The organism is Pseudomonas sp. ARP3, from assembly GCF_001029595.1.
GTDB lineage: Bacteria > Pseudomonadota > Gammaproteobacteria > Pseudomonadales > Pseudomonadaceae > Aquipseudomonas > Aquipseudomonas rhodesiae.
Genome location: NZ_LEKF01000003.1, coordinates 329,063 through 351,761 on the forward strand (window position 1 = coordinate 329,063; position 22,699 = coordinate 351,761).

The following is a 22,699-nucleotide window of genomic DNA, read 5'->3' on the forward strand; positions in this document are numbered from 1 at the left end:
GAAAAGCATTCGGCGCTGTGTTCACAGCGCCGCTTGTATTACTTGATCAGCCCGACCCGCGAGAAGTTTGGCAGGTGGCTGAGCTTGGGTTCCGGCCAACTCATCCAGACCGCGAAGGCCTTGCCGACGATATTCTGGTCGGGAACCATGCCCAGCAGCTCTTTGGGAATACTGGGGTCATCCCAGTAGCGGCTGTCATTGGAGTTGTCGCGGTTGTCGCCCATCATGAAATAGTGCCCGGCAGGCACTTTCCACTGGCCGTCAGGCTGGGCGCGATAGCGGCTCATCTCCTTGCGGATCTCGTGTTCCACGGCACCGAGCTTCTCCTGATACAGCTCGGCGCTGCCCAGGGTGTTCGGTTCGGAACCGAGCAGTTTTTCGGCCACCGACTCACCGTTGATGAACAGGCGCTTGTCGCTGGTGTAACGGATCACATCGCCCGGCAGGCCGACCACACGCTTGATGTAGTTGACGTTCGGGTCGCTTGGATAGCGGAACACCATCACATCACCGCGCTGCGGGTCGCCGACTTCGATGACCTTCTTATCGATCACCGGCAGGCGGATCCCATAGGAAAACTTGTTCACCAGGATGAAGTCGCCCACATCCAGGGTAGGTTTCATCGACCCCGACGGGATCTGAAACGGCTCCACCAGGAACGAACGCAGCACCAGCACGATGAACAACACCGGGAAGAACGACTTGCCGTATTCAACCAGCAAAGGCTCTTTGTTCAGCTTCTCGATCACCACACCATCGGGCTGGCTGACGCTGCCTTGATAGGACGCGATAGCCGCCCGCCTACGCGGGGCGAAGAACACCAGATCGAGCAACGCCAAGAGACCGCAGACGGCAACGGCGATGACCAGCAACAGCGGGAAATTTAGCGACATAGGACCTAACTATCCAACCTGAGCACCGCAAGGAAGGCTTCTTGTGGAACTTCCACGTTGCCCACTTGCTTCATGCGTTTTTTACCGGCCTTTTGCTTCTCAAGCAGCTTGCGCTTACGGCTTACGTCACCGCCGTAGCATTTGGCCAGTACGTTCTTTCTGAGTGCCTTGACGGAGGTTCGCGCAATGATCTGCCCGCCGATGGCGGCCTGGATCGCGACGTCGAACATCTGACGCGGAATCAGTTCTTTCATCTTTTCGGTCAACTGGCGACCTTTGTAATGCGCATTATCCTTGTGCACGATCAGTGCCAAGGCATCTACCTTGTCGCCGTTAATCAGCACATCCAGTTTCACCAGATTAGCCGATTGGTAACGATCGAAATGGTAGTCCAGCGAAGCATAGCCGCGACTGGTGGACTTGAGACGGTCGAAGAAGTCCAAGACCACTTCGTTCATCGGCATGTCGTAAGTCACTTGAACCTGAGTGCCGAGGAACAGCATGTCGCGTTGGACGCCACGCTTTTCGATACACAGCGTAATGACGTTGCCCAAATGCTCCTGCGGAACCAGGATATTGGCCCGCACGATAGGCTCGCGCATGTCTTCGATCGCCGACAGATCCGGAAGCTTGGAGGGGTTGTCGACGTAAATCGTTTCACCGGTTTTAAGCAACAGCTCGAAAATAACGGTAGGCGCGGTGGTGATCAGGTCCAGGTCGTATTCGCGCTCCAGGCGCTCCTGGATGATTTCCATGTGCAGCATGCCCAGGAACCCGCAGCGGAAGCCGAAGCCCAGGGCGTCGGAGCTTTCCGGGGTGTACTGCAACGACGAGTCGTTGAGGGTCAGCTTTTGCAGGGCTTCGCGGAAGTCTTCGAAATCGTCGGAGCTGACCGGGAACAGACCGGCGTAGACCTGCGGCTGGATACGCTTGAAGCCTGGCAGCACGTCCACATCCGGGGTGGAGCTGAGTGTCAGGGTGTCACCCACCGGCGCGCCGTGGATGTCCTTGATACCGGCGATGATGAAGCCTACTTCACCGGCTTTCAGATCAACGGTCGCGGTGTGCTTGGGGTTGAAGACACCGACGCTGTCCACCAAGTGGATCTTGCCGGTGGACTTGACCAGGATCTTGTCGCCCTTCTTCACGCGGCCGTGGCGCACGCGGACCAGGGACACCACGCCCAGGTAGTTGTCGAACCAGGAATCGATGATCAACGCTTGCAGCGGATCTTCGATGTTGCCGGTGGGGGCTGGAATGGTGTGGACCAGGCGTTCGAGCACTTCGTCGACACCCAGGCCGGTCTTGGCGCTGCAGGTAACCGCGTCGGTGGCGTCGATGCCGATGATCTTCTCGATCTCTTCCTTGACGCGCTCGGGCTCAGCCTGCGGCAGGTCGATCTTGTTCAGCACGGGCATGACTTCCAGGCCCTGTTCGATCGCGGTGTAGCAGTTGGCGACCGATTGCGCTTCCACGCCCTGACCGGCGTCCACCACCAGCAAGGCACCTTCACAGGCCGCCAGGGACCGGCTGACTTCGTAGGTGAAGTCAACGTGGCCGGGGGTGTCAATGAAGTTCAGTTGGTAAGTGATGCCGTCTTTGGCCTTGTAGTACAGCGTGACGCTGTGGGCCTTGATGGTGATCCCGCGTTCGCGTTCGAGGTCCATGGAGTCCAGAACCTGGGCTTCCATTTCACGCTCGGCAAGGCCGCCGCACATCTGGATGAATCGATCGGCCAGCGTCGACTTGCCATGGTCAATGTGGGCGATGATGGAGAAATTGCGGATATGACTCAAATCACTCACGGATCAACACTCAAAAAGGCTGCAGGCAGATTGCCCGCTGAAAAATAGCCGGGAATTGTACCTGATGCTCAGGCCAGACGTCATCTTTGCTGACCAGAACAAAAATGCCCCGATCTCTCGACCGGGGCATTTTTTGTTCATAAGCGCGCGATCAACCGGCGCGGCGCAACAGCCAGAACCCGGCCAAAGCGCAGATGGCGGTCGGCACCAGCACCGCAAATAGCGGCGAGAAGCCAAACACCAGGCTCGACGGGCCGAGCAGATCCTGGGCAATCCGGAAGGTGAAACCCACCAGCACGCCAGTGAACACCCGCTGACCCAGGGTCACGGAGCGCAGCGGCCCGAAAATGAATGAAATCGCCATCAGCACCAGCGCGGCGGTCACCACCGGCTGCAACACTTTGACCCAGAATGCCAGCCAATAACGGCCATTGCTCAGGCCCTGGTCCTTGAGATAGTGGATATAGCTCCACAGACCGGAGATCGGCAGGCTTTCCGGGATCATCACCACGGTGTTGAGCAGTTCCGGCTTGAGGGCGATGTCCCACGCTTCGCTCGGTACGTTGATCACTTCAGTGCTGGCCTTGGTGCCCTGGCCAGGGTTGCGGAAATAAGTGGTGGTGACATCGCTCAGTTGCCATTTTTCCGCGTCGTACTGCGCACGTTTGGCGAAACTGGACGACAACATATGACGTTCTTTATCGAAGGTGTAGCGCGTCACCCCGATCAACAAGCCGCCAGGCTGCACGGCGTTGATGTGGATGAACTCGTCACCCTGACGGTGCCACAGGCCATGCTTGGCGCTCTGCGCGTCACCCGAACCTTGGGCCAGGGCGCGATTGGCCTGGGCCGTGGACTCAGCCGGCGGCGCGACGTACTCGCCGATCAGCACGCTGCAAAGCATCAGTAGCAACATGGGTTTCATGACCGCCCATACGATCCGGCCGACGGAGACCCCGGCGGCACGCATGATGGTCAGCTCACTGTTGCTGGCCAGGCTACCCAGGCCGATCAGGCAACCGATCAGCGCGGCCATCGGCATCATGTCGTACAGGCGACGCGGAGCGGTCAGCGCCACGTAGCTCAGCACGTCGGTGACGGTGTAGGTGTCGCTGACGTTGCCCACTTCATCGATGAAGGCAAACAACGAGGCCAGGCCCAGGATGATGCCCAGTACCGCCAGGATGGCGATGAGTACGCTGCTACCAATGTAGCGATCGAGCTTAGCCACGAGCCAACTCCTTCTGGCCACGACGGCTCTTCATCTTCAAGCGTATAGGTTCCCAATAAAGCAGCCCCAGGCCGATCACCAGGAAAATCCCGTGTACCCACCACAGGCCCAGGACCGGCGACAGCTTGCCTTTTTCCAGGGAACCGCGGGCGGAAATCAGGATGGTGAGGTAAGCCATGTACAGCAGAATCGCCGGCAACAACTTGAGGAAACGGCCTTGGCGCGGGTTGACGCGCGACAGCGGCACGGCCATCAAGGTCACGATAAACACCAGCAGCGGCAAGGAAATGCGCCATTGCAGCTCAGCGATGGAACGCAGTTCCTGGCTGCCGATCAATTGCACGGTGGGGATGGCATCGCGGTCGGTGACTTCATCACTGACTTCCGGACGGGCCAGCATCACGCCGTACGTGTCGTACTTGATGGCCCGGTAATCGGCCTGGCCCGGGCTGCCGTCATAGCGGTAGCCGTTTTCCAGGATCAGGTAGCGGCTGCCATCGGGGCGTACTTCCTGACGGCCCGAATCGGCCACCAGCACGGAAATGCCACGGTCCTTCTTGTCCTGACCCAGGCGCTTCTCGGAGATGAACACGCCGCCCAGGTTGGCGCGGTCTTCGGTCATGGTCTCGGTGTAGGTCACCCGAGTGCCGTCGCTGAGGGCCTGGAAGCGGCCGGGTTCGAGGGTGTCGAACTCGGTCATCGCGTCCTGCTTGTTCAGCACCAGCTGAAATTGCATGGCGCCCTGGGGAGCCAGGCTCAGGCTCAGCCAAGCGACGATCAGGGCGATGCCGGCGGCTGGGATCATGGTCATGCCCAGCAGGCGCTGCTGGCTCATGCCGGTAGCCGACAGCACGGTCATTTCACTTTCAAGGTACAGACGACCGTAGGCCAGCAGAATGCCCAGGAACAGGCCCAACGGCAGGATCAGTTGCAGGAACCCTGGCAGACGAAAGCCCATGATCAGGAACAGCGAACCTGGGTCGAGCGCGCCGGAAGCGGCCTGAGCCAGGTATTTGACGAAACGACCACTCATGATGATGACCAGCAGCACCGCACTCACGGCACTCAGGGTCAACAGGACTTCGCGGGACAGATAACGGAAGACAATCAAACCAGACACTCCAGGGTTGTCAGGCTAAGGCGGCCAAACAAGCAAGCATACCGAGTCAGCCCCTTTTACACAGGGCCGGCTAAAAAGATGGCGCATTATCCTGTGATTGACCGCGCCTGTCACTGCGCAACCTCATGCACACGCACAAAGCGTGCGCCAAGGGTTGTCAGGCTCTGCCGGCGAGGTTCAAACTGCGGCCTTTGTCGCTGGCGGTTGACACGACTGCCACGCTTTAAAGCCTGGGTACAAACGCCAGGCTCATAGACCTTTATAAGGGACCCGAACATGGAATTGGTTGTAAAAAGCGTTAGCCCCGAAACGTTGAAGACCGCCACCCTCGTGGTCGCCATCGGCGAAGGCCGCAAGCTCGGCGTCGCCGCCAAGCAGCTCGATGAACTGAGCGGCGGCGCCATCAGCGCGGTGCTCAAGCGCGGCGACCTGGCCGGCAAAGTGGGTCAGAGCCTGCTGCTGCAAAGCCTGCCCAACCTGAAGGCCGACCGCATATTGCTGGTGGGCGTAGGCAAGGACGACGAGTTGGGCGACCGCCCGTTCCGCAAGATCATCAGCGGCATCCTCAGTACCCTCAAGGGCCTGGGCGGCAGCGATGCAACGCTGGCGCTGGATGAAATCGTCGTCAAGGGCCGTGACAGCTACGGCAAGACCCGTCTGCTGGCCGAATCTCTGGTGGACGGCGGCTACGTGTTCGACCAGTTCAAGAGCCAGAAAGCCGAACCCCGCGCCCTGAAAAAAATCACCCTGCTGACCATCAAGGCCGCTCAGGCTGAAGTGACCCGCGCCGTGACCCACGCCCAGGCCATCGCCAACGGCATGTCGTTCACCCGCGACCTGGGCAACCTGCCGCCGAACATCTGCCACCCGACCTACCTGGGCGAGCAAGCCAAGGCATTGGGCAAGGAATTCAAAGGCCTGAAGGTTGAAGTGCTGGACGAGAAGAAGATCAAGGACCTGGGCATGGGCTCGTTCTATGCCGTAGGCCAGGGCAGCGACCAGCCGCCTCGTCTGATCGTGATGCAATACAACGGCGGCAAGAAGTCCGAGAAGCCTTACGCCCTGGTGGGTAAAGGCATCACCTTCGACACCGGCGGCATCAGCCTTAAGCCTGGCGCCGGCATGGACGAGATGAAGTACGACATGGGCGGTGCCGCCAGCGTGTTCGGCACTCTGCGTGCCGTGCTGGAACTCAAGCTGCCGATCAACCTGGTGTGCATCCTGGCCTGTGCCGAGAACATGCCGAGCGGCGGTGCTTCGCGCCCAGGCGATATCGTGACGACCATGAGCGGCCAGACCGTGGAAATTCTCAACACCGACGCCGAAGGCCGTCTGGTGCTGTGCGACGCCCTGACCTACGCCGAGCGCTTCAAGCCACAGGCCGTGATCGACATCGCCACCCTGACCGGCGCCTGCATCGTTGCCCTGGGCTCCCACACTTCGGGCCTGCTGGGCAACAACGACGAGCTGATCGAGCAACTGCTCAGCGCCGGCAAGGCTGCCGACGACCGCGCCTGGCAACTGCCGCTGTTCGACGAGTACCAGGAACAACTGGACAGCCCGTTCGCCGACATCGCCAACATCGGCGGGCCGAAGGCCGGCACCATCACTGCGGCGTGCTTCCTGTCGCGCTTCGCCAAGAACTTCAACTGGGCTCACTTGGACATCGCCGGCACCGCCTGGACCAGTGGCGGCAAAGACAAGGGCGCCACTGGCCGTCCGGTTCCGTTGCTGACGCAGTACCTGCTGGATCGCGCCAAAGCCTAAACAGTGCCCGTCCCGCCCTTGCGTCTATAAAGGGTGGGACGGGACGTTGCAGGAACCTACATGCCCCAAGTCGACTTCTATATATTGCCCAGCGCCGACCCCTTCGCGCGCCTGGACTTCGCCTGCAAACTCACGGAAAAAGCCTGGCGCATGGGCCATCGCATCTACCTGCATTGCAGCGATGCCGCCCAACGCGAGGAGCTGGATGCCCGTCTGTGGCGTTTCAAGGGGGAAAGCTTTGTACCCCATGGCCCCGCAGAAACCGAACCCGAAGGGCTGGTGGTACTGGGTTTGGGCGACAGCTGCGGCGAGCATCACGACCTGCTGGTCAACCTGGACCTGAAAGTACCGCCCTTTGCCCAGGCATTCGCCCGCGTGGCGGAGGTGGTGGTGGAAGATCCGGCTATTCGTCAGGCTGCGCGGGAGAGTTTCCGTTTCTACCGCGAACAGGGCTATCCTTTGCAAGATCACCGGCTACAACGACTTTGAGCACACGATGGACACTTTCAACCCGTTAAAAAAAGATGACCACCTGCTGGACGACCTTGAGTCGATCCGTCAGTTGCTGGGTGATGAAGGTTTGCAACCGCCACTGCTGACCGAGGCGGTCACAGGCGAGGTACAGATTCCGCTGTTGTTCGACATGGTCGGCGGCAAACCTGCCGCGCCTGAACCCGTCGCGCCAGCCCCTGTTGCGCAACCCGCTACCGCCACTGAAAAAACCCCCGACGCCTTGCTGCTGCACCTGGACAACGAACTGCGTGCCGCCGCACAACTGATCATGCAAGACGTGATCGACGATTTTGCCCCGCATATCGAAACCGAGATCAAACGTCGGTTGGATGCGCGGATGGAGCGGCTGATCGCCGCTGCTACAAACAACTAGCCACAAGCCGCAAGTTAAAGCACTGCACTCCACTTGCAGCTTGTGGCTTATAGCTTGCAACTGCTTCACACCGCTATACTTGCCGGCTTTCCTGAATTAATGCCAACTAGGGTCCCGCCGCGCATGGATAAGACCTACCAGCCCCACGCTATCGAAACTTCCTGGTACCAAACCTGGGAGTCCGAAAATTATTTCGCCCCACAAGGTGCCGGCGAGTCCTACACCATCATGATTCCGCCACCGAACGTCACTGGCAGCCTGCACATGGGCCATGGCTTCAACAATGCGATCATGGATGCGTTGATCCGTTTCCGCCGCATGCAGGGCCGCAACACCCTGTGGCAACCGGGCACCGACCACGCCGGTATCGCCACCCAGATGCTGGTGGAACGCCAACTCGAAGCCACCGGCCAGAGTCGCCATGACCTGGGCCGTGAGAAATTCCTGGAAAAAATCTGGGAATGGAAGGATCAGTCCGGCGGCAATATCAGCCGTCAGATCCGTCGCCTGGGCTCGTCCGTCGACTGGAGCCGCGAGCGCTTCACCATGGACGACGGCCTGTCCGAAGCGGTCAAAGAGGCTTTCGTGCGGCTGCACGAAGACGGCCTGATCTACCGCGGCAAACGCCTGGTCAACTGGGACACCAAGCTGCACACGGCGATTTCCGACCTCGAAGTGGAAAACCATGACGAGAAAGGCTTCCTGTGGAACCTCAAGTACCCACTGGCCGACGGCGCCAAGACCGCCGAAGGCAACGACTACCTGATTGTCGCCACCACCCGCCCGGAAACCATGCTCGGAGATGCCGCCGTCGCGGTTAACCCGAACGACGCGCGCTACCAGGCGCTGATCGGCAAGTTCGTCGAGCTGCCATTGGTCGGCCGCCGCATCCCGATCATCGCGGACGATTACTGCGACCCTGAATTCGGCACCGGCTGCGTGAAAATCACCCCGGCCCACGATTTCAACGACTACGAAGTGGGCAAGCGCCACAACCTGCCGTTGCTCAACATCTTCGACAAGAACGCCACTGTCTTGCCGGCCTGCCAGGTGTTCAACCTGGACGGCACCCTCAACGACAGCGTCGACGGCAAGATCCCGGCTGAATTCGCCGGCCTCGACCGCTTCGAAGCGCGCAAGCAGATCGTGGCCGCCTTCGACGCCGCCGGCCTGCTGGTCAGCGTCGACGATCACGCGTTGAAAGTGCCGAAGGGCGACCGTTCCGGCACCGTGATCGAGCCGTGGCTGACCGATCAGTGGTACGTCTCCACCAAACCGCTGGCCGAGCCCGCTATCGCCGCCGTGGAAGACGGCCGTATCCAGTTCGTACCTAAGCAGTACGAAAACATGTACTTCTCGTGGATGCGTGACATCCAGGACTGGTGCATCAGCCGCCAACTGTGGTGGGGCCACCGCATTCCGGCCTGGTACGACGAGTCGGGCAAGGTCTACGTAGGCCGCGACGAAGCCGAAGTGCGCGCCAAGCACAACCTCGGTGCCGACGTTGCGCTGCAACAGGACAACGACGTACTGGACACTTGGTTCAGTTCGGGCCTGTGGACCTTCTCCACCCTGGGTTGGCCGCAGCAGACCGAATTCCTGAAGAAATTCCACTCCACCGACGTGCTGGTCACCGGTTTTGACATCATTTTCTTCTGGGTCGCCCGGATGATCATGCTGACCATGCACCTGGTGAAGAACGAAGACGGCACGCCGCAAGTGCCGTTCAAGACCGTGTACGTACACGGCCTGGTGCGCGATGGCCAGGGCCAGAAGATGTCCAAGTCCAAAGGCAACGTCCTGGACCCGCTGGACATCATTGATGGCATCGACCTGGAAACCCTGGTGCAGAAACGCACCTCGGGCCTGATGCAGCCGAAACTGGCGAAGAAGATCGAGAAGCAGACCCGCGATGAATTCGCCGATGGCATTGCCAGCTACGGCACCGACGCCCTGCGCTTTACCTTCTGCTCGCTGGCGTCCACCGGTCGCGACATCAAGTTCGACATGGGCCGCGTCGAAGGCTATCGCAACTTCTGCAACAAGATCTGGAACGCCGCGCGCTACGTGCTGGACAAGGGCGAAGACTGCGGCCAGAACGGCGAAGCCTACGAGCTGAGCCTGGCGGACCGCTGGATCATCTCGCAGTTGCAGCGCACCGAAGCCGAAGTGACTCGCCAACTCGATCAGTTCCGTTTCGACCTGGCGGCCCAGGCGTTGTACGAGTTCATCTGGAACCAGTATTGCGACTGGTACCTGGAACTGTCCAAGCCGGTCCTGTGGGACGAAAACGCGCCGGTCGAACGTCAGCGCGGCACCCGCCGTACCCTGGTGCGCGTGCTGGAAGTGGCGCTGCGCCTGGCCCACCCGTTCATGCCGTTCATCACCGAAGAAATCTGGCAGCGCCTGGCGCCACTGGCGGGTATCGAAGGCAAGACCATCATGCTGCAACCTTGGCCGGTGGCCAATGAAGCCCGCATCGATGAAGCGGCCGAAAGCGATATCGAATGGCTCAAGACCCTGATGCTCGGCACGCGCAACATCCGCGCCGAGATGAACATCGGTCCGGGCAAGCCACTGGCGGTGTTCGTCAAGAACGCCAGCGTTGAAGATCAGCGTCGCCTGAGCGAAAACGATGCACTGCTCAAGAAGCTGGCCAAGCTGGAGTCGATCACCGTATTGGCTGCCGATGCCGAAGCACCGCTGTCCGCCACCGCACTGGTCGGCGACATGGAAGTACTGGTGCCAATGGCTGGGTTGATCGACAAGGGCGCGGAACTGGCCCGTCTCGACAAAGAAATCGCACGCCTGCAAGGCGAAGTGCAGCGGGTGGGCGGCAAGCTGTCCAACGCGGCATTCGTCGACAAGGCACCGGCCGAAGTGATCGAGAAAGAACGCGCCAAGCTGGCCGAGGCTGAACAGGCCCTGGGCAAACTGGCGGAGCAGCATGCGCGGATTTCCAGCCTCTAAGGCTTGGTTCGCGTCGAGAAAGAGACCTTCGGGTCTCTTTTTTTGCCTGCAATTTCCCAATCCCTTGCTGGCAGCACCGCCACCGCCCCTCCCACATTTGACCGAGCTTTCCTCAGGAATGTGTGACAATGGCCGCCACTTTGAGCCAACACCAGAATCATCATGACCGCCCCCACTACGCCCAAACCTCCGCGCAAGAAGCCTAAATCCGCCGCCCCAGCCAAGCCTGCGGTGCCGCGCAAAGAGGCGACTCTGCACCCGCGCAACCGCCACACGGGCCGTTACGACTTCCCGGCGTTGATCAAGACAACGCCCGAACTGGCGCAATTCGTGATCACCAACCCCTATGGCAAAGAAAGCATCGACTTTGCCAGCCCGGATGCGGTGCGGGTGTTCAATCGCGCGTTGCTCAAGGCTTTCTACGGTATCCAGCATTGGGATATCCCAGCGGATTACCTCTGCCCGCCGGTGCCAGGGCGTGCCGATTACGTGCATTTCCTCGCCGACCTGCTGGCCAGTGTCAACGACGGCAAGATCCCACGCGGCTCGATCGTCAAGGTGCTGGATATTGGCATGGGCGCCAACTGCGTCTACCCGCTGATTGGCTATATGGAGTACCGCTGGAACTTCCTCGGCTCGGAGGTCGACCCGATTGCCGTGGCCGCCGCCAAGGCCATCGTGCAGTCCAACGACCTGAGCAAGGTTATCCAGCTGCGCCAGCAGACCAACCCCAAGCAGATCCTGCTGGGCCTACTGGAGCCGGGCGAGCGCTTTGACCTGACCATGTGCAATCCGCCGTTCCATGCGTCCATGGACGAAGCCACCAAGGGCAGCGAACGCAAGTGGCGCGCCCTGGGCAAGGCCGATCCCAAGCGTAAATTGCCGGTGCTGAACTTCGGCGGCCAGTCGGCCGAGCTGTGGTGTGAAGGCGGCGAGGCACGGTTCGTGACGCAGCTGATCGCCGAGAGCGCGCACTTTGCCCACAAGGTGTTGTGGTTCAGCACCCTGGTGTCGAAAGCGTCGAACCTGCCCGCCATCGAGACCGCGCTGAAAAAAGCCGGCGCGCTGGAGAGCCAGGTGGTGGAGATGTCCCAAGGCCAGAAACAGAGCCGCTTCGTCGCTTGGACCTTCCAGACCAAGAACGAGCAGCAGATCTGGCGCCAGCGCTGGGTGCGGTAAAGCACAAATCGCAGGCAACAAAAAACCGTGCCCGGATCGCTCCGAAGCACGGTTTTTTTGCTGCGTCTTACTTGTTAACAGCGTCGGTCAGGCCTTTGGCCACAACCAGCTTGATAACTTTCTTGGCAGCGATTTCGATGGCAGCGCCAGTCGAAGGGTTACGGCCAGTACGGGCAGGACGCTCGGTCACTTTCAGTTTGCCAACACCTGGCAGAGTGATTTCGCCGCCGTTTTCCAGCTGATCGGCAACAACCTGGCTCAGTTGGTCCAGCAGAGCGCGCACGGTGGTTTTCGGTGCGTCTACTGCTTCAGCCAGGTCAGCGATCAGTTGGTCTTTAGTAATAGCCATTGTGGTGTTCCTTCCCTATCAAATTCATATGGATTGCAGAGTGCAGTGTCAGCCGTCGAGCCCGACCGTCTAGGTCTGGCACCCCAGGCTATAACCGCGGAGATCGGGGTTATAGATGCTTGAAACGGGGATTGGTTCGACCTGACAAATGCTGAATGCACGCTTATCGCCGAGACTTGGCGTAAGACCGGGCAAAACTAGCACAGAGACGGGGAAATATCCGCTTCTACCTACCCATTTGGTCAGCTTTATCGCTCTAAACCGTGAAAAAAAGGCATATGCCCCGTCGGACGGTGTGCAAAACCCCCTTCGAGGCGTGTCTTGGCCAATGGGTGCGGTACACTGGGCAACTTTTCGGGGAGGCCAACCGCTCCCCTTCAACCAGCCGAGAAGCCTATGCCGATCCGTCATTGCATCGTCCACCTGATCGACAAAAAACCCGACGGCACACCTGCGGTTCTCCATGCCCGCGACTCCGAGCTTGCCGAGTCCGCCGCCATCGAAAACATGCTCGCCGACCTCAACGAGAGCTATAACGCCAAACAAGGCAAGGCCTGGGGTTTCTTCCATGCCGAGTCAGGCGCGCACCCGTTCAGCGGCTGGTTGAAGGAGTATTTCGATGGCGGCCAGGACTTCACCACGTTCAGCCGCACGGCGGTCGAGCACCTGCAGAAGCTGATGGAAGAATCCAACCTCTCCACCGGCGGCCATGTGCTGTTTGCCCACTACCAGCAAGGTATGACCGACTACCTGGCCATCGCCCTGCTGCACCACAGCGAAGGCGTGGCGGTGACCGACGAGCTGGACGTGACGCCCTCGCGCCATCTGGACCTGGGCCAGTTGCACCTGGCGGCGCGCATCAACGTGTCCGAGTGGCAGAACAACAAGCAGTCCAAGCAGTACATCTCGTTTATCAAAGGCAAGAACGGCAAGAAGGTCTCGGAGTACTTCCGCGACTTTATCGGCTGCCAGGAAGGCGTCGACGGCCCCGGCGAGACACGTACCCTGCTCAAGGCCTTCAGCGACTTTGTCGAGAGCGAAGATCTGCCGGACGAATCCGCCCGCGAAAAAACCAAGACCCTGGTGGATTACGCCAGCAGCCAGGCCAAACTCGGCGAGCCCATGGGCCTGGAAGAACTGTCGGGCCTGATCGATGAAGATCGGCCCAAGGCTTTCTACGACCACATCCGTAACAAGGATTACGGCCTGTCGCCGGAGATTCCGGCCGATAAACGTACCCTCAACCAGTTCCGCCGCTTCACCGGGCGCGCCGAGGGCTTGTCCATCAGTTTTGAAGCGCACCTGCTGGGCGACAAGATCGAGTATGACGAAGCCGCCGGCACCTTGATCATCAAGGGCCTGCCGACCCAACTGACCGACCAGCTCAAGCGCCGCAACTGATGCTCGGCGGGGTGTTCAAGAAAGTCCTGCTGGTGTTGCTGGTGGTGGTGGTCTTTCAGAACTGGGGCAAGATCGAGCGAGTGTTCAACCCGTCCCAGGTGGTGTCCGAGCAGGTTCGCGCCAATGCGCGCGTGGTGCTCTACACCACCGAATGGTGCGGCTACTGCAAGCAGATTCGCCGCTTCCTGGACCAGAAAGGCATTCCCTATCAGCAGTTCGATATCGAAAAAGACGCCCAGGCGCGCAAGGCGTACGAGGCGCTGGGCGGCGGCGGGATTCCGTTTGTGGACGTCAATGGCACGCTGATTCGCGACTTCCTGCCCGAACAGATCATGGCGGCGTTGAAATAATCAGCGCACCACGATCACCCGTCCCAACAGGTTGTGTTGCTCGAAGCCAAGCACCGCCTGCAACGCATTCAGCACTGCTTGTGGGTCTTTGCTCGGGAAACTACCGCTGACGCGTTTGGCGCCCATCGCTTCGTTTAGCAACAGGATGCGGCCTGGGTAGTAACGTCCAAGATCCTCGACCACGTCGGCCAACGGCGCTTTGTAGTAATTGAGCCAACCGTCGCGCCAAGCCAGGCGCGATGCGCTGTCGACGGCATGCAGGGGCTGGGCGATGCCATCGGCATAAGCGATCTGCTGGCCGGCGGTCAGTACCTGTTGCTGGCCTTGTTTCGACGCTGTAACCCCAACACGCCCAGTCAACACCGTCACCTGCGCGCCCGCCGGTTGCAGGCGCACTTCAAATTGCGTGCCGAGCACCCGCGCTTCACCGCTGCCCGCCTCCACCACAAATGGCTCACCGGTGTGGCTCACGCTGAAAAAGCCGGCGCCACGCCGCAACTGGATATGCCGCTCGCCGTGGGTGAAATCCACCGCGATGGCGCTGTCGGCATCCAGGGTCACTTGAGTGTTATCCGCCAGGGTCACGGTCTTGACCTCCCCCGGCGCGCTCACATAATCGGCACCGAAGTCATCGACCCAGCGCGACGGCTGCCACCCGGCGCCCATCCAAATCATCAGCAGCAGGCACGCGGCCATGGCCAGTGCGCCGGACCAACGCGCCACCCGCGAACGCTTCGAGCGGTTCATCGCATCAAGGTAGCCCTGCAGCGCTTGGGCCTCTTCATTCGCAAGCTGGCGTGCGGGCACTTCGCTCAACTCCCACAGCACTTGGGCCTGGGCATAGGCTTCGACGTGGGCCGGGTCGGCGCGCAACCAGCGGCTGAACGTGGCCTGATCGCCGCTGCTGGGCTGGTCGTGCAGCAGGCTCAGCCAGGCCAGGGCGGCTTTTTCCTGGTCGGACGTGGGGGTGAGGTTCACGGTGCTTTCCCTGGCGTGCGTGGGGTCGATGGCTCGCGAAGGCTGGCCTTGCAGGCTTCGAGGGCACGCATCATATGTTTTTCCACGGCACTTTGGGACAACCCCATGGCCTTGGCGATATCAGCGTATTTGCGCCCGTGGATACGGTTGAGCAGAAAGATGTGCCGGGTGCGCTCGGGCAGGCTGCGCAAGGCCGCTTCGACATGCCGCAGATCATTGCCCGCCTCCAGCGCCGCCTGGGGTTCGCAGCCTTGGTGGTCATGCTGTTCCGGCAGCCAGCCTTCATTGCTGCGCACCCGCGCGCCTTCGCTACGCAGGTGATCGATGGCGATATTGCCCGCGCAACGCAACAGGTAGGTGCTGAGTTCTTCGACCTGCACCAGGGGCCGACGCCAGAAGCGCAGGAACAGGTCCTGCACCAGGTCCGCCGCGGTGGCGCGGCAGCCTACGCGACGATTCACCAGGGCTTCCATCTGTGAACGCTGAGATAGGAACACCTGCAAAAAATGCGCGCGTCCACCCGGCGCATCGGCCTGGGGCGGGTCTTGGGAATCCGGTGGGGTGCCGATCATCATGCAAAGACGCTCAGAGGGCGAAGGCCGCAACGGGACTGGCCAGCAGGCCGACGCCTGCCAGGATCAAGGCCAGCCTTGGCCGATACGGCAACAACAGCACCAGCAGCAAAGCGCTGAGCATCAACACCGCGCACCACTCCACCAAGCCCTGAGCCCAGCCGGCGACTGCGACCGCCGGCGCTATCGACAGCGTCAGCAACAACCAGCCCGCCACACGTAAGCCTAGGCGCCGAGTGGGCGACGGTTTACTGCGCAGCAGTTCGCCATGGTGACGGTCGGTGGCCAGGCACAACGCGGTAAACCCGGCGTAGCACAGCAACAGCGCGATCAACATTCAGTGGGCCTCACGCTTAAGGGGCAAGGCTCGTGGGCGCTCTGGCTTGGCCGCCGGCGCGCTGCGACGCTGCATCTTGCGGGCGGCCCAGGCGAGGAACAGGCCGCTGGCCAGACACGTCAGGTCGAAACCGGCCATGGCCCAATCGCCGCTGGCCAGTGACACCCCCAGGTGATGGGAAGTGGTCAGTGCATTGAGCACCGGGATTGCCATTAACAGCAGCGCGGCGACGCTCAGTTGCTCGACCCAGCCCTGGCGACCCCGGCGCAGGATCGCGTGCAGCAGGCTCAAGCCCCAAGCGATGAAGAACGCCTGCACCTCCCAGCCGGAACGCTCGGCGAAGCTCACCGGCAGTAGCCGGTTGGCCCAGAAAAACGCCGCAATAGCGATCAACAGCCCGGACATGCTGGCGATGTTCAGCACTTCCACCAGACGCAGTTCAAACGGCATCCCATCGGTTTTGGCATGTTTGAGTTGCCGCTTACCCAGCCAGATCACCAGCCCGGTGCCGATCATGGCCGTGCCCGCCAGGCCACAAATAAAGTACAACCAGCGCAACACCGGCCCGGCGAAATGGCCCATGTGCAGACCGTAGAAACTGCCGCCGACCACCGCCGGCAACGATGGCTCGCCGCTGACCCGCAGCAGCTCGCCGGTGGTGCCGTTGAACGACACGGTGCTGCCAAAGTCATGCACCACGCTGTCGGAACCGGCGCGGAACACATTCACTGACGCATTCACATCGCTGGGATTATTCACCGCCACACGCCCGACATGGCCGCCCGCCCACTGCGCTCGCGCCTGTTCGTACATCGACGCCAACGGCAGCAAGCGGCCAGGCTGGCCGAGGGCCGGGGCATTGTCGGTGGCCGGGAATACTTCGCTGAAGAATGCCCGCGTGTCGTTGCCGTAGGAGGCCAGGATCGGCGCCGGCATCACCATGCTCATGAAAATCACCAGGCTGCTGTAGGTGATCATCAAATGGAACGGCAATACCAGCACACCCACGGCGTTATGCCCGTCGAGCCAGGAACGCTGGCCTTTGCGCGGGCGGAAGGTGAAGAAGTCCTTGAAGATTTTTTTGTGGGTGATGATGCCGGTGATCAGCGCCACCAACATCACCATCGCGGCCAGGGTGGACAACCAGCGCCCCCACGGATGGGGCATTTGCAGTTGGAAGTGGAAACGATAGAAGAACTCGCCGCCCATGCTTTCCCGAGCCTGCACGGCGAGGCCGGTCGCCGGGTCGAGGGTTTTCTGTATGAAATTGCCACGCTTGCCGGGGTCGACTTTGTCTTGCCACATCACCGACAGGCCGGGGTCGCGGGCATCCGGCAGGTTGATAAACCAGCGCGCGGCGGTCGGGGCGTTTTCCTGCAAGTACTGTTGTGCCACGTTCAGGCTGCGCACGTCGTCCAGCGGATGCGCCTGCACTTCGGGCTGCATCCAGTGGCTGATCTCTTCCTTGAAATAGGCCAGGGTGCCCGTCAGAAAAATCGCGAACAGCAGCCAGCCGAAGATCAACCCGGCCCAGGTGTGCAACCAGGCCATGGCCTGACGGAAGCCCTCTTTCATGTGCGCGCCATCCAAAAACCCAGGCCCGCCAGGGTGGCAAACAGCGCACTGGGCAGCATCACGCCGAGCCAGGCGCGCATGGCGCTACGGCAGGCGAAGCACCAGAGCACGGCCAGCAGATAGAACACAAAGGAACTCATCATCCCGGTGATCACCGCGTCGGCACGAGAAGTCGGCAACCACAGCGCCAGGCAGATGCTGGCCAGGGAGGCCATCAGGTAGCCGCCAATTACCGCCGCCAACACACGTGACGTGACGGCAAAGCGGTAAGCCAGAGGCAGTGAGGGTTTGCTTTTCATGGGAGGGCGCCAGGTTCGTCAGCGCGCAATATTAATGATAAATATTCTCATAAGCAAAACAGAACGGATGAATCACCTCCCCGTTCCGATTGCCGAACCTCGTTGCCGGCCCTACAATGCGAACAATTCTTGTTCTCTAACGCCTACCGATGCTTGCGGAGTGTTCGCGTTGTCGCCGTCCAACACCGTCGAAGTTTTGTACAACGACCATCACCACTGGCTCACCGGCTGGTTGCGACGCAAGCTCGGCTGCCCTGAAAGTGCCGCCGACCTGGCCCAGGACACCTTTATCCGCGTGCTCACCGCCCGCGAAACCCCGACGCTGATCGAACCGCGCGCCTTCCTCACCACCGTGGCCAAGCGCGTGCTGTACAACTTCTATCGCCGCCAGGACCTCGAACGCGCCTACCTCGACGCCCTCGCGCAGATGCCCGAGCAGGTAGCGCCCTCGGAAGAAGAACGCGCAATCATCCTGCAAACCCTGATGGAGCTGGACCAATTGCTCGACGGCCTGCCCGTTCAGGTCAAACGCGCCTTTCTGCTGGCCCAGCTCGACGGCCTCACTTACGCGCAGATCGGCGCCGAGTTGGGCATCTCCATCGCCACCGTCAAACGCCACCTGCATAAAGCGGCGCTGCGCTGCTACTTCGCCCTATGAACGTTTCCCACCAGGTGGCCGAACAAGCTGTGCACTGGCTGCTGGAAATGCAGCAAGGCGCGCTCACCCCGCGTCAGCAGGCCGCCTGGCAGCAGTGGCTGAACGCCCACAGCGAACACCAGCGCGCCTGGGAGCATATCCAACGCGTCAATCAACGCCTGCGCGGCATGCCTTCGCCTTTGGCCCACGCAGCGCTGAATGCGCCAACCTCCAACAGTCGGCGCCAGGCGTTGAAGTTGTTGTTGATCCTGGGTGCCGGCTCGGCCGCGGCCTGGAGCCTGCGCCAGCAGCACATCCTGCCGCCGCTGACCGCAGACTACCGCAGCCCCGTCGGCCAGCGACGCAAGGTGCAGTTGGCGGACGGCAGCCAATTGCAGCTCAACACCGGCAGCGCGGTGGACGTGCATTTCGATGGCGAACAACGCCTGGTGCGCCTGCTCGAAGGCGAGATCCTGCTCAACGCCAACGCCGGCAGTAGCCCGCTGCAAGTGCTGACCGGCCAGGGCCTACTCAGCAGCCAAGCCGCGCGCGTCAACGTGCGCCAGTTCAACGATCACACTCAAGTGGCGGTGCTCAATGGCCGCGTCGAGGTGATGCCCAACACCTACAGCGGCCTGCCGCTGATGGTGGAGGCGATGCGCCAGGTCAATTTCACCCGCAAGGGCTGGGACACGCCGCGCGCCACCGACGCCAACAGCGGCGCCTGGGCCGAAGGCATGCTGATGGCCGCCCATATGCGCCTGGAGGACTTCCTCGGCGAACTGGGCCGCTATCGCCGCGGCCAGCTCAATTGCGATCCGCAGGTGGCCAATCTGCTGATTTCCGGCAGCTATCCGTTGGATGACAGCGAGCGCATCCTCGACCTGCTGGAAATAAGCCTGCCGGTGAAAGTCCGGCGTTTCACCCGCTACTGGGTCACGGTGCAGGCCCGCGCTTAAATTATTTCCAAACACCGTGAGCCGTTTTCCGTACCTCGCGTGACAGAGAAGGAAAGCCCCCTTGATCCTTCCTTCTCAGGACCGCCCTTCATGCCCCAGCAACCCACCCTTCTCGCCCGCACCCTGCGCCAACTGCTGCTTGGCGCCAGCCTCAGCCTGACGGTGCTGCCGTCGGTGATGGCGGCCGAGACCAAGCCTTATCACATCGTCCCCGCCTCCCTTGAAGCGGCGCTCAATCAATTTGGCCGCGAAGCTGGCGTGTTGATTTCGTTCGGCTCCGAGGTCACCGCCGGCCTGCAGAGTCGCGGCCTGTCCGGCAACTACAGCGCCGCCGACGGCCTGCAAAAACTGCTGGAAGGCACCGGCCTGCAAGCACGCGCCGAGGGCGACAACGCCTACAGCGTGCAACCGGCCAGCGCACCGGCCACTATTGAGTTGGGTACTTCCAGCGTGGTCGGCGACTGGCTCGGCGATGCGGCACAGACCAACGTATTCGAACACCCCGGCGCCCGCGACGTGATCCGCCGCGAAGAGTTCGAACGCCAAGGTGCCACCCAGGCCCGCGACGTGCTCAACCGCATCCCCGGCGTCAACGCCCCGGACAACAACGGTACCGGCAGCCACGACATGGCGCTGAACTTCGGCATCCGTGGCCTCAACCCGCGCTTGGCCTCACGCTCTACTGTGCTGATGGACGGAATTCCGGTGCCGTTCGCGCCCTATGGCCAGCCGCAGTTGTCCTTCGCGCCGATCAGCATGGGCAATATGGACGCGGTGGACGTGGTACGCGGTGGCGGCGCCGTACGCTACGGCCCACAGAACGTCGGCGGCGTGGTCAACTTCGTGACCCGTGCGATCCCGGACGCCCCCACCGTCAAAGGCGGCCTGCAGACTGAAACCAGCCCATCCTCCAGCCACGATGGTTTCAAGACCACCGGCAACCTGCTGGCCGGCGGCACTGCCGAGAATGGCCTGGGCGGCGCGCTGCTGTACTCCGGCACCCGGGGCGGCGACTGGCGCGAACACAGCGACACACGCATCGACGACCTGATTCTCAAAGGCAAGTACCAACTCGACGACGCCAACAGCTTCAACGCCATGGCGCAGTACTACGAAGGCCAGGCCGATATGCCCGGCGGCTTGAACGTCGCGGACTACAAGGCCGACCCGTATCAGTCCACCCGCCCCTACGACAAATTCTGGGGCCGCCGCACGATGTTCAACGTTGGCTACCGCTACGAGCAGGACCGTCGCGAATTCACCGTCAACAGCTTCTTCACCAAGACCCTTCGCAGCGGTTACCTGGATCAGGGCACGTTCCTGTCGCTGTCGCCGCGTGAATACTGGGTACGCGGTCTGGAAACCCGCTTCGCCCAAGGCTTCGACCTCGGCCCGACCAGCCATGAAGTCGGCGTCGGCTACCGCTATATCAACGAAGCCGGCCACGAACTGCGCTACCGCACGCCGATCAACGCCAATAACCAGCAGCTCCCCAACACCGATAGCCGCAACGACCGCGACACCCGGGGCGGCACCGAAGCCAACGCGTTTTTCATCGACGACCGGATCGATATCGGCAAATGGACCCTCACCCCGGGCATTCGCTACGAGATGATCGAATCCCAGCAGACCAACAACCTCACCAACGTCAAGTACAAGGGCGACTACAACACCGCGTTGCCGGCGCTCAATGTGCTGTATCACGTCACCGACGATTGGAACCTCTACGCCAATACCGAAGGTTCGTTCGGCAGTGTGCAATACAGCCAGATGCCCAATCGCGTGACCAGCGGCGAAGTCAAACCGGAAAAAGCCCGCACCTGGGAACTGGGCACCCGCTATGACAACGGCACCCTGCGCGCGGAAATCGGCGCGTTCCTGATCAACTTCGACAATCAGTACGAAAGCAACCAGACCAACGATTCGGTGATCGCCCGTGGCGAAACCCGGCACCAGGGCATCGAGACCAGCGTGAACTACGCCCTCGACGGTTTGAGCCCGGCACTGGCCGGTTTCGACGTGTACGCGTCCTACGCCTATGTCGACGCCACCATCCGCGAAGACGGCCCAAACAAAGGCAACCGCGTGCCCTTCTCGTCCAAACACAAGGGCACGCTGGGCGTGGGTTACACCGAAGGCCGCTGGAAGCTCAACCTGGACAGCAGCTACCAGAGCAGCCAGTTTGCCGACAACGCCAACACCCGTGCCGAAACAGCCGACGGTGCCAATGGACGCATCCCCGGCTACATGCTGTTCAGCAGCCGCGCGGCATACGACTTCGGCCCGCAGCTGTCAGACCTGAACATAGCGGTCGGGGTGAAAAACATCTTCAACAAGCAGTACTTCACCCGCTCGTTCGATGACAACAACAAGGGCAAATACGTCGGCGAACCGCGCACGGTGTATGTGCAGACCTCCGTCGCGTTCTGATCAACTGCCCGCCAGGCACGAGGGCGTGCCGGCCACCAGCGCGTCGATGGCGCAGCGCGTCTTGGCCGGCAGGTGAGTGGCCGTTGGCCAGATCACATGGATCGGTGCGGGCTGCTCACGGCAGTCCGGCAGCACCGCCAGCAATTGCCCACGCAGCACGTAATGGGCAATCAACCAACTCGGCAACCACGCCAGGCCGACACCCGCCATCGCGGCATCGGCCACGGCCTGTAGGTCGTCCATGATCAACGGCGAGGCGATGCCGGCACGCTGCGTAGGTTGGCTGCGATAGGCGATGCTACGGCGACTGGCAAGGTCGTCGACATGATGGATCGGTCCCGTGCGCTGCAGGTACTCCGGTGACGCGGCCAAGCCCATCACTTGTTCGCCCAGGCGTCGTGCGCTGAGCCGGTCGGTATCGGGCAATGCGCCGATGCGTACGGCAATATCGAACCCTTCCTGCGCCAGGTCCGTCAGCCGATCGGCGAAGCAAATCTCCACTTCCAGCTCTGGATACCGGTCCATCAAGCCCCACAGCGCCGGCGCCGCGTAGTGATGACCGAACGCCAACGGTACGCTCGCCCGCAGGCGCCCGCGCGGTTGTTGCCGACCGCTTTGCAGCACCGATTCGGCAGCCTCCAGCTCCGCCTGGGCGCGCAAGCAATGTTCGTAGTACGCCTGGCCATCCTCGGTCAGACGTTGACGGCGGGTGGAGCGCTGTAACAAACAGGTGCCCAGCCGCGCTTCCAGCCGCGCCAGGCCCTTGCCCACGGCGGATCGCGTGAGGTGCAAACGTTCGGCGGCCTCAGTGAGGCTGCCGCTCTCAACGATCTGCAAAAACAATTCAACGCCATCGAAACGGGGGGTGACCATGATTTGATTGTCGCCTTTAATTCCCTAACTGGCGGAAAACTTATCACGGATAAAGAATTCAATTCCCCTGAAAATGGCTAATCCATTT

Annotated in this window: 21 protein-coding genes; 10 read left to right on the top strand and 11 right to left on the bottom strand. The window is 61.4% G+C overall.

Features of this window, described 5'->3' with window-relative positions; translation table 11 throughout:
• Positions 1-38: 38 nt before the first annotated feature.
• The 4 genes from lepB to lptF all read right to left on the bottom strand — a co-directional run bounded on the left by lepB (position 39) and on the right by lptF (position 5,040).
• Positions 39-893, bottom strand: a complete 855-nt coding sequence (gene lepB / locus ABX75_RS05785; protein ID WP_034096054.1) for a signal peptidase I — start codon at positions 891-893, stop codon at positions 39-41.
• A 5-nt stretch (positions 894-898) separates the two neighbouring features.
• On the bottom strand, positions 899-2,698 hold the full coding sequence (gene lepA / locus ABX75_RS05790) for a translation elongation factor 4 (RefSeq protein ID WP_034096053.1): 1,800 nt from the start codon (positions 2,696-2,698) through the stop codon (positions 899-901).
• Between the two features lie 151 nt (positions 2,699-2,849).
• Positions 2,850-3,929 carry an LPS export ABC transporter permease LptG gene (gene lptG / locus ABX75_RS05795; protein ID WP_034096052.1) on the bottom strand — a complete coding sequence of 360 codons (1,080 nt, stop codon included), beginning with the start codon at positions 3,927-3,929 and terminating at the stop codon, positions 2,850-2,852.
• Complete coding sequence (gene lptF / locus ABX75_RS05800) at positions 3,922-5,040, bottom strand: LPS export ABC transporter permease LptF (RefSeq protein ID WP_034096051.1); 1,119 nt, start codon at positions 5,038-5,040, stop codon at positions 3,922-3,924. Before lptF ends, lptG begins: the two co-directional genes overlap by 8 nt.
• Positions 5,041-5,325: 285 nt before the next feature.
• Between lptF and ABX75_RS05805 the strand changes: the two genes are divergently transcribed.
• The 5 genes from ABX75_RS05805 (at position 5,326) to rlmF (ending at position 11,851) form a co-directional block, all read left to right on the top strand.
• Positions 5,326-6,816, top strand: a complete 1,491-nt coding sequence (locus ABX75_RS05805; protein WP_034096050.1) for a leucyl aminopeptidase — start codon at positions 5,326-5,328, stop codon at positions 6,814-6,816.
• A gap of 60 nt (positions 6,817-6,876) precedes the next feature.
• Positions 6,877-7,305 (top strand): DNA polymerase III subunit chi, encoded by a 429-nt coding sequence (locus tag ABX75_RS05810; protein WP_034111888.1) that lies wholly within the window; start codon positions 6,877-6,879, stop codon positions 7,303-7,305.
• A 7-nt stretch (positions 7,306-7,312) separates the two neighbouring features.
• Positions 7,313-7,702 (top strand): hypothetical protein, encoded by a 390-nt coding sequence (locus ABX75_RS05815; protein WP_034111887.1) that lies wholly within the window; start codon positions 7,313-7,315, stop codon positions 7,700-7,702.
• 123 nt (positions 7,703-7,825) lie between these two features.
• Entirely contained in the window at positions 7,826-10,672 is a 2,847-nt protein-coding gene (locus ABX75_RS05820) for a valine--tRNA ligase (RefSeq protein WP_034096047.1), read from the top strand.
• A gap of 162 nt (positions 10,673-10,834) precedes the next feature.
• Positions 10,835-11,851: a 23S rRNA (adenine(1618)-N(6))-methyltransferase RlmF gene (gene rlmF, locus ABX75_RS05825; protein WP_047881602.1), complete on the top strand. Its 1,017-nt coding sequence runs from the start codon at positions 10,835-10,837 to the stop codon at positions 11,849-11,851.
• A 67-nt stretch (positions 11,852-11,918) separates the two neighbouring features.
• Here the strand turns inward: rlmF and ABX75_RS05830 are convergent, their stop codons facing one another.
• Positions 11,919-12,200, bottom strand: a complete 282-nt coding sequence (locus ABX75_RS05830) for an HU family DNA-binding protein (RefSeq protein WP_003188840.1) — start codon at positions 12,198-12,200, stop codon at positions 11,919-11,921.
• A 396-nt stretch (positions 12,201-12,596) separates the two neighbouring features.
• Here ABX75_RS05830 and yejK point away from each other — a divergent pair, with 396 nt between their 5' ends.
• Both yejK and ABX75_RS05840 read left to right on the top strand, forming a co-directional pair.
• The gene (gene yejK, locus ABX75_RS05835; RefSeq protein WP_010212893.1) at positions 12,597-13,601 is read left to right on the top strand and encodes a nucleoid-associated protein YejK; all 1,005 of its coding nucleotides are present in this window, start codon (positions 12,597-12,599) and stop codon (positions 13,599-13,601) included.
• Positions 13,601-13,951 (top strand): glutaredoxin family protein, encoded by a 351-nt coding sequence (locus ABX75_RS05840; RefSeq protein ID WP_034096045.1) that lies wholly within the window; start codon positions 13,601-13,603, stop codon positions 13,949-13,951. The genes yejK and ABX75_RS05840 overlap by 1 nt, the downstream gene beginning before the upstream one ends.
• On the opposite strand, the gene ABX75_RS05845 is transcribed toward ABX75_RS05840, so the two are convergent.
• From ABX75_RS05845 to ABX75_RS05865, 5 genes are read right to left on the bottom strand one after another with little or no spacing between them, the layout of a single operon-like run.
• The gene (locus ABX75_RS05845) at positions 13,952-14,929 is read right to left on the bottom strand and encodes a FecR family protein (RefSeq protein ID WP_047881603.1); all 978 of its coding nucleotides are present in this window, start codon (positions 14,927-14,929) and stop codon (positions 13,952-13,954) included.
• Entirely contained in the window at positions 14,926-15,501 is a 576-nt protein-coding gene (locus ABX75_RS05850) for an RNA polymerase sigma factor (RefSeq protein ID WP_371263979.1), read from the bottom strand. Before ABX75_RS05850 ends, ABX75_RS05845 begins: the two co-directional genes overlap by 4 nt.
• A 13-nt stretch (positions 15,502-15,514) precedes the next feature.
• Positions 15,515-15,838: a DUF3325 domain-containing protein gene (locus ABX75_RS05855; protein WP_034096042.1), complete on the bottom strand. Its 324-nt coding sequence runs from the start codon at positions 15,836-15,838 to the stop codon at positions 15,515-15,517.
• On the bottom strand, positions 15,839-17,413 hold the full coding sequence (locus tag ABX75_RS05860; protein WP_047881604.1) for a PepSY domain-containing protein: 1,575 nt from the start codon (positions 17,411-17,413) through the stop codon (positions 15,839-15,841).
• A complete protein-coding gene (locus ABX75_RS05865; RefSeq protein WP_034096040.1) occupies positions 17,410-17,712 on the bottom strand; it encodes a DUF3649 domain-containing protein in 303 nt (100 codons plus the stop codon). Before ABX75_RS05865 ends, ABX75_RS05860 begins: the two co-directional genes overlap by 4 nt.
• A 169-nt stretch (positions 17,713-17,881) precedes the next feature.
• On the opposite strand from ABX75_RS05865, the gene ABX75_RS05870 reads away from it, so the two are divergent.
• The 3 genes from ABX75_RS05870 (at position 17,882) to fecA (ending at position 21,738) form a co-directional block, all read left to right on the top strand.
• Positions 17,882-18,370: a sigma-70 family RNA polymerase sigma factor gene (locus ABX75_RS05870; RefSeq protein ID WP_034096039.1), complete on the top strand. Its 489-nt coding sequence runs from the start codon at positions 17,882-17,884 to the stop codon at positions 18,368-18,370.
• The gene (locus ABX75_RS05875) at positions 18,367-19,308 is read left to right on the top strand and encodes a FecR domain-containing protein (protein ID WP_034096038.1); all 942 of its coding nucleotides are present in this window, start codon (positions 18,367-18,369) and stop codon (positions 19,306-19,308) included. Before ABX75_RS05870 ends, ABX75_RS05875 begins: the two co-directional genes overlap by 4 nt.
• 90 nt (positions 19,309-19,398) lie before the next feature.
• Complete coding sequence (fecA, locus tag ABX75_RS05880) at positions 19,399-21,738, top strand: TonB-dependent Fe(3+) dicitrate receptor FecA (RefSeq protein ID WP_047881605.1); 2,340 nt, start codon at positions 19,399-19,401, stop codon at positions 21,736-21,738.
• On the opposite strand, the gene ABX75_RS05885 is transcribed toward fecA, so the two are convergent.
• Positions 21,739-22,611, bottom strand: a complete 873-nt coding sequence (locus ABX75_RS05885; RefSeq protein ID WP_034111869.1) for a LysR family transcriptional regulator — start codon at positions 22,609-22,611, stop codon at positions 21,739-21,741.
• Positions 22,612-22,699: the final 88 nt, after the last annotated feature.

Bases quoted from the DNA above. Each gene is read 5' to 3' on its own strand.
- rlmF (WP_047881602.1), top strand. From the start codon at position 10,835: ATGACCGCCCCCACTACGCCCAAACCTCCGCGCAAGAAGCCTAAATCC.
- ABX75_RS05855 (WP_034096042.1), bottom strand. From the start codon at position 15,838: ATGTTGATCGCGCTGTTGCTGTGCTACGCCGGGTTTACCGCGTTGTGC.
- ABX75_RS05815 (WP_034111887.1), top strand. From the start codon at position 7,313: ATGGACACTTTCAACCCGTTAAAAAAAGATGACCACCTGCTGGACGAC.
- ABX75_RS05840 (WP_034096045.1), top strand. From the start codon at position 13,601: ATGCTCGGCGGGGTGTTCAAGAAAGTCCTGCTGGTGTTGCTGGTGGTG.
- ABX75_RS05885 (WP_034111869.1), bottom strand. From the start codon at position 22,611: ATGGTCACCCCCCGTTTCGATGGCGTTGAATTGTTTTTGCAGATCGTT.
- lepB (WP_034096054.1), bottom strand. From the start codon at position 893: ATGTCGCTAAATTTCCCGCTGTTGCTGGTCATCGCCGTTGCCGTCTGC.
- ABX75_RS05830 (WP_003188840.1), bottom strand. From the start codon at position 12,200: ATGGCTATTACTAAAGACCAACTGATCGCTGACCTGGCTGAAGCAGTA.
- ABX75_RS05810 (WP_034111888.1), top strand. From the start codon at position 6,877: ATGCCCCAAGTCGACTTCTATATATTGCCCAGCGCCGACCCCTTCGCG.
- ABX75_RS05850 (WP_371263979.1), bottom strand. From the start codon at position 15,501: ATGATCGGCACCCCACCGGATTCCCAAGACCCGCCCCAGGCCGATGCG.
- ABX75_RS05820 (WP_034096047.1), top strand. From the start codon at position 7,826: ATGGATAAGACCTACCAGCCCCACGCTATCGAAACTTCCTGGTACCAA.
- ABX75_RS05860 (WP_047881604.1), bottom strand. From the start codon at position 17,413: ATGAAAGAGGGCTTCCGTCAGGCCATGGCCTGGTTGCACACCTGGGCC.
- ABX75_RS05875 (WP_034096038.1), top strand. From the start codon at position 18,367: ATGAACGTTTCCCACCAGGTGGCCGAACAAGCTGTGCACTGGCTGCTG.
- ABX75_RS05805 (WP_034096050.1), top strand. From the start codon at position 5,326: ATGGAATTGGTTGTAAAAAGCGTTAGCCCCGAAACGTTGAAGACCGCC.
- yejK (WP_010212893.1), top strand. From the start codon at position 12,597: ATGCCGATCCGTCATTGCATCGTCCACCTGATCGACAAAAAACCCGAC.
- fecA (WP_047881605.1), top strand. From the start codon at position 19,399: ATGCCCCAGCAACCCACCCTTCTCGCCCGCACCCTGCGCCAACTGCTG.
- ABX75_RS05865 (WP_034096040.1), bottom strand. From the start codon at position 17,712: ATGAAAAGCAAACCCTCACTGCCTCTGGCTTACCGCTTTGCCGTCACG.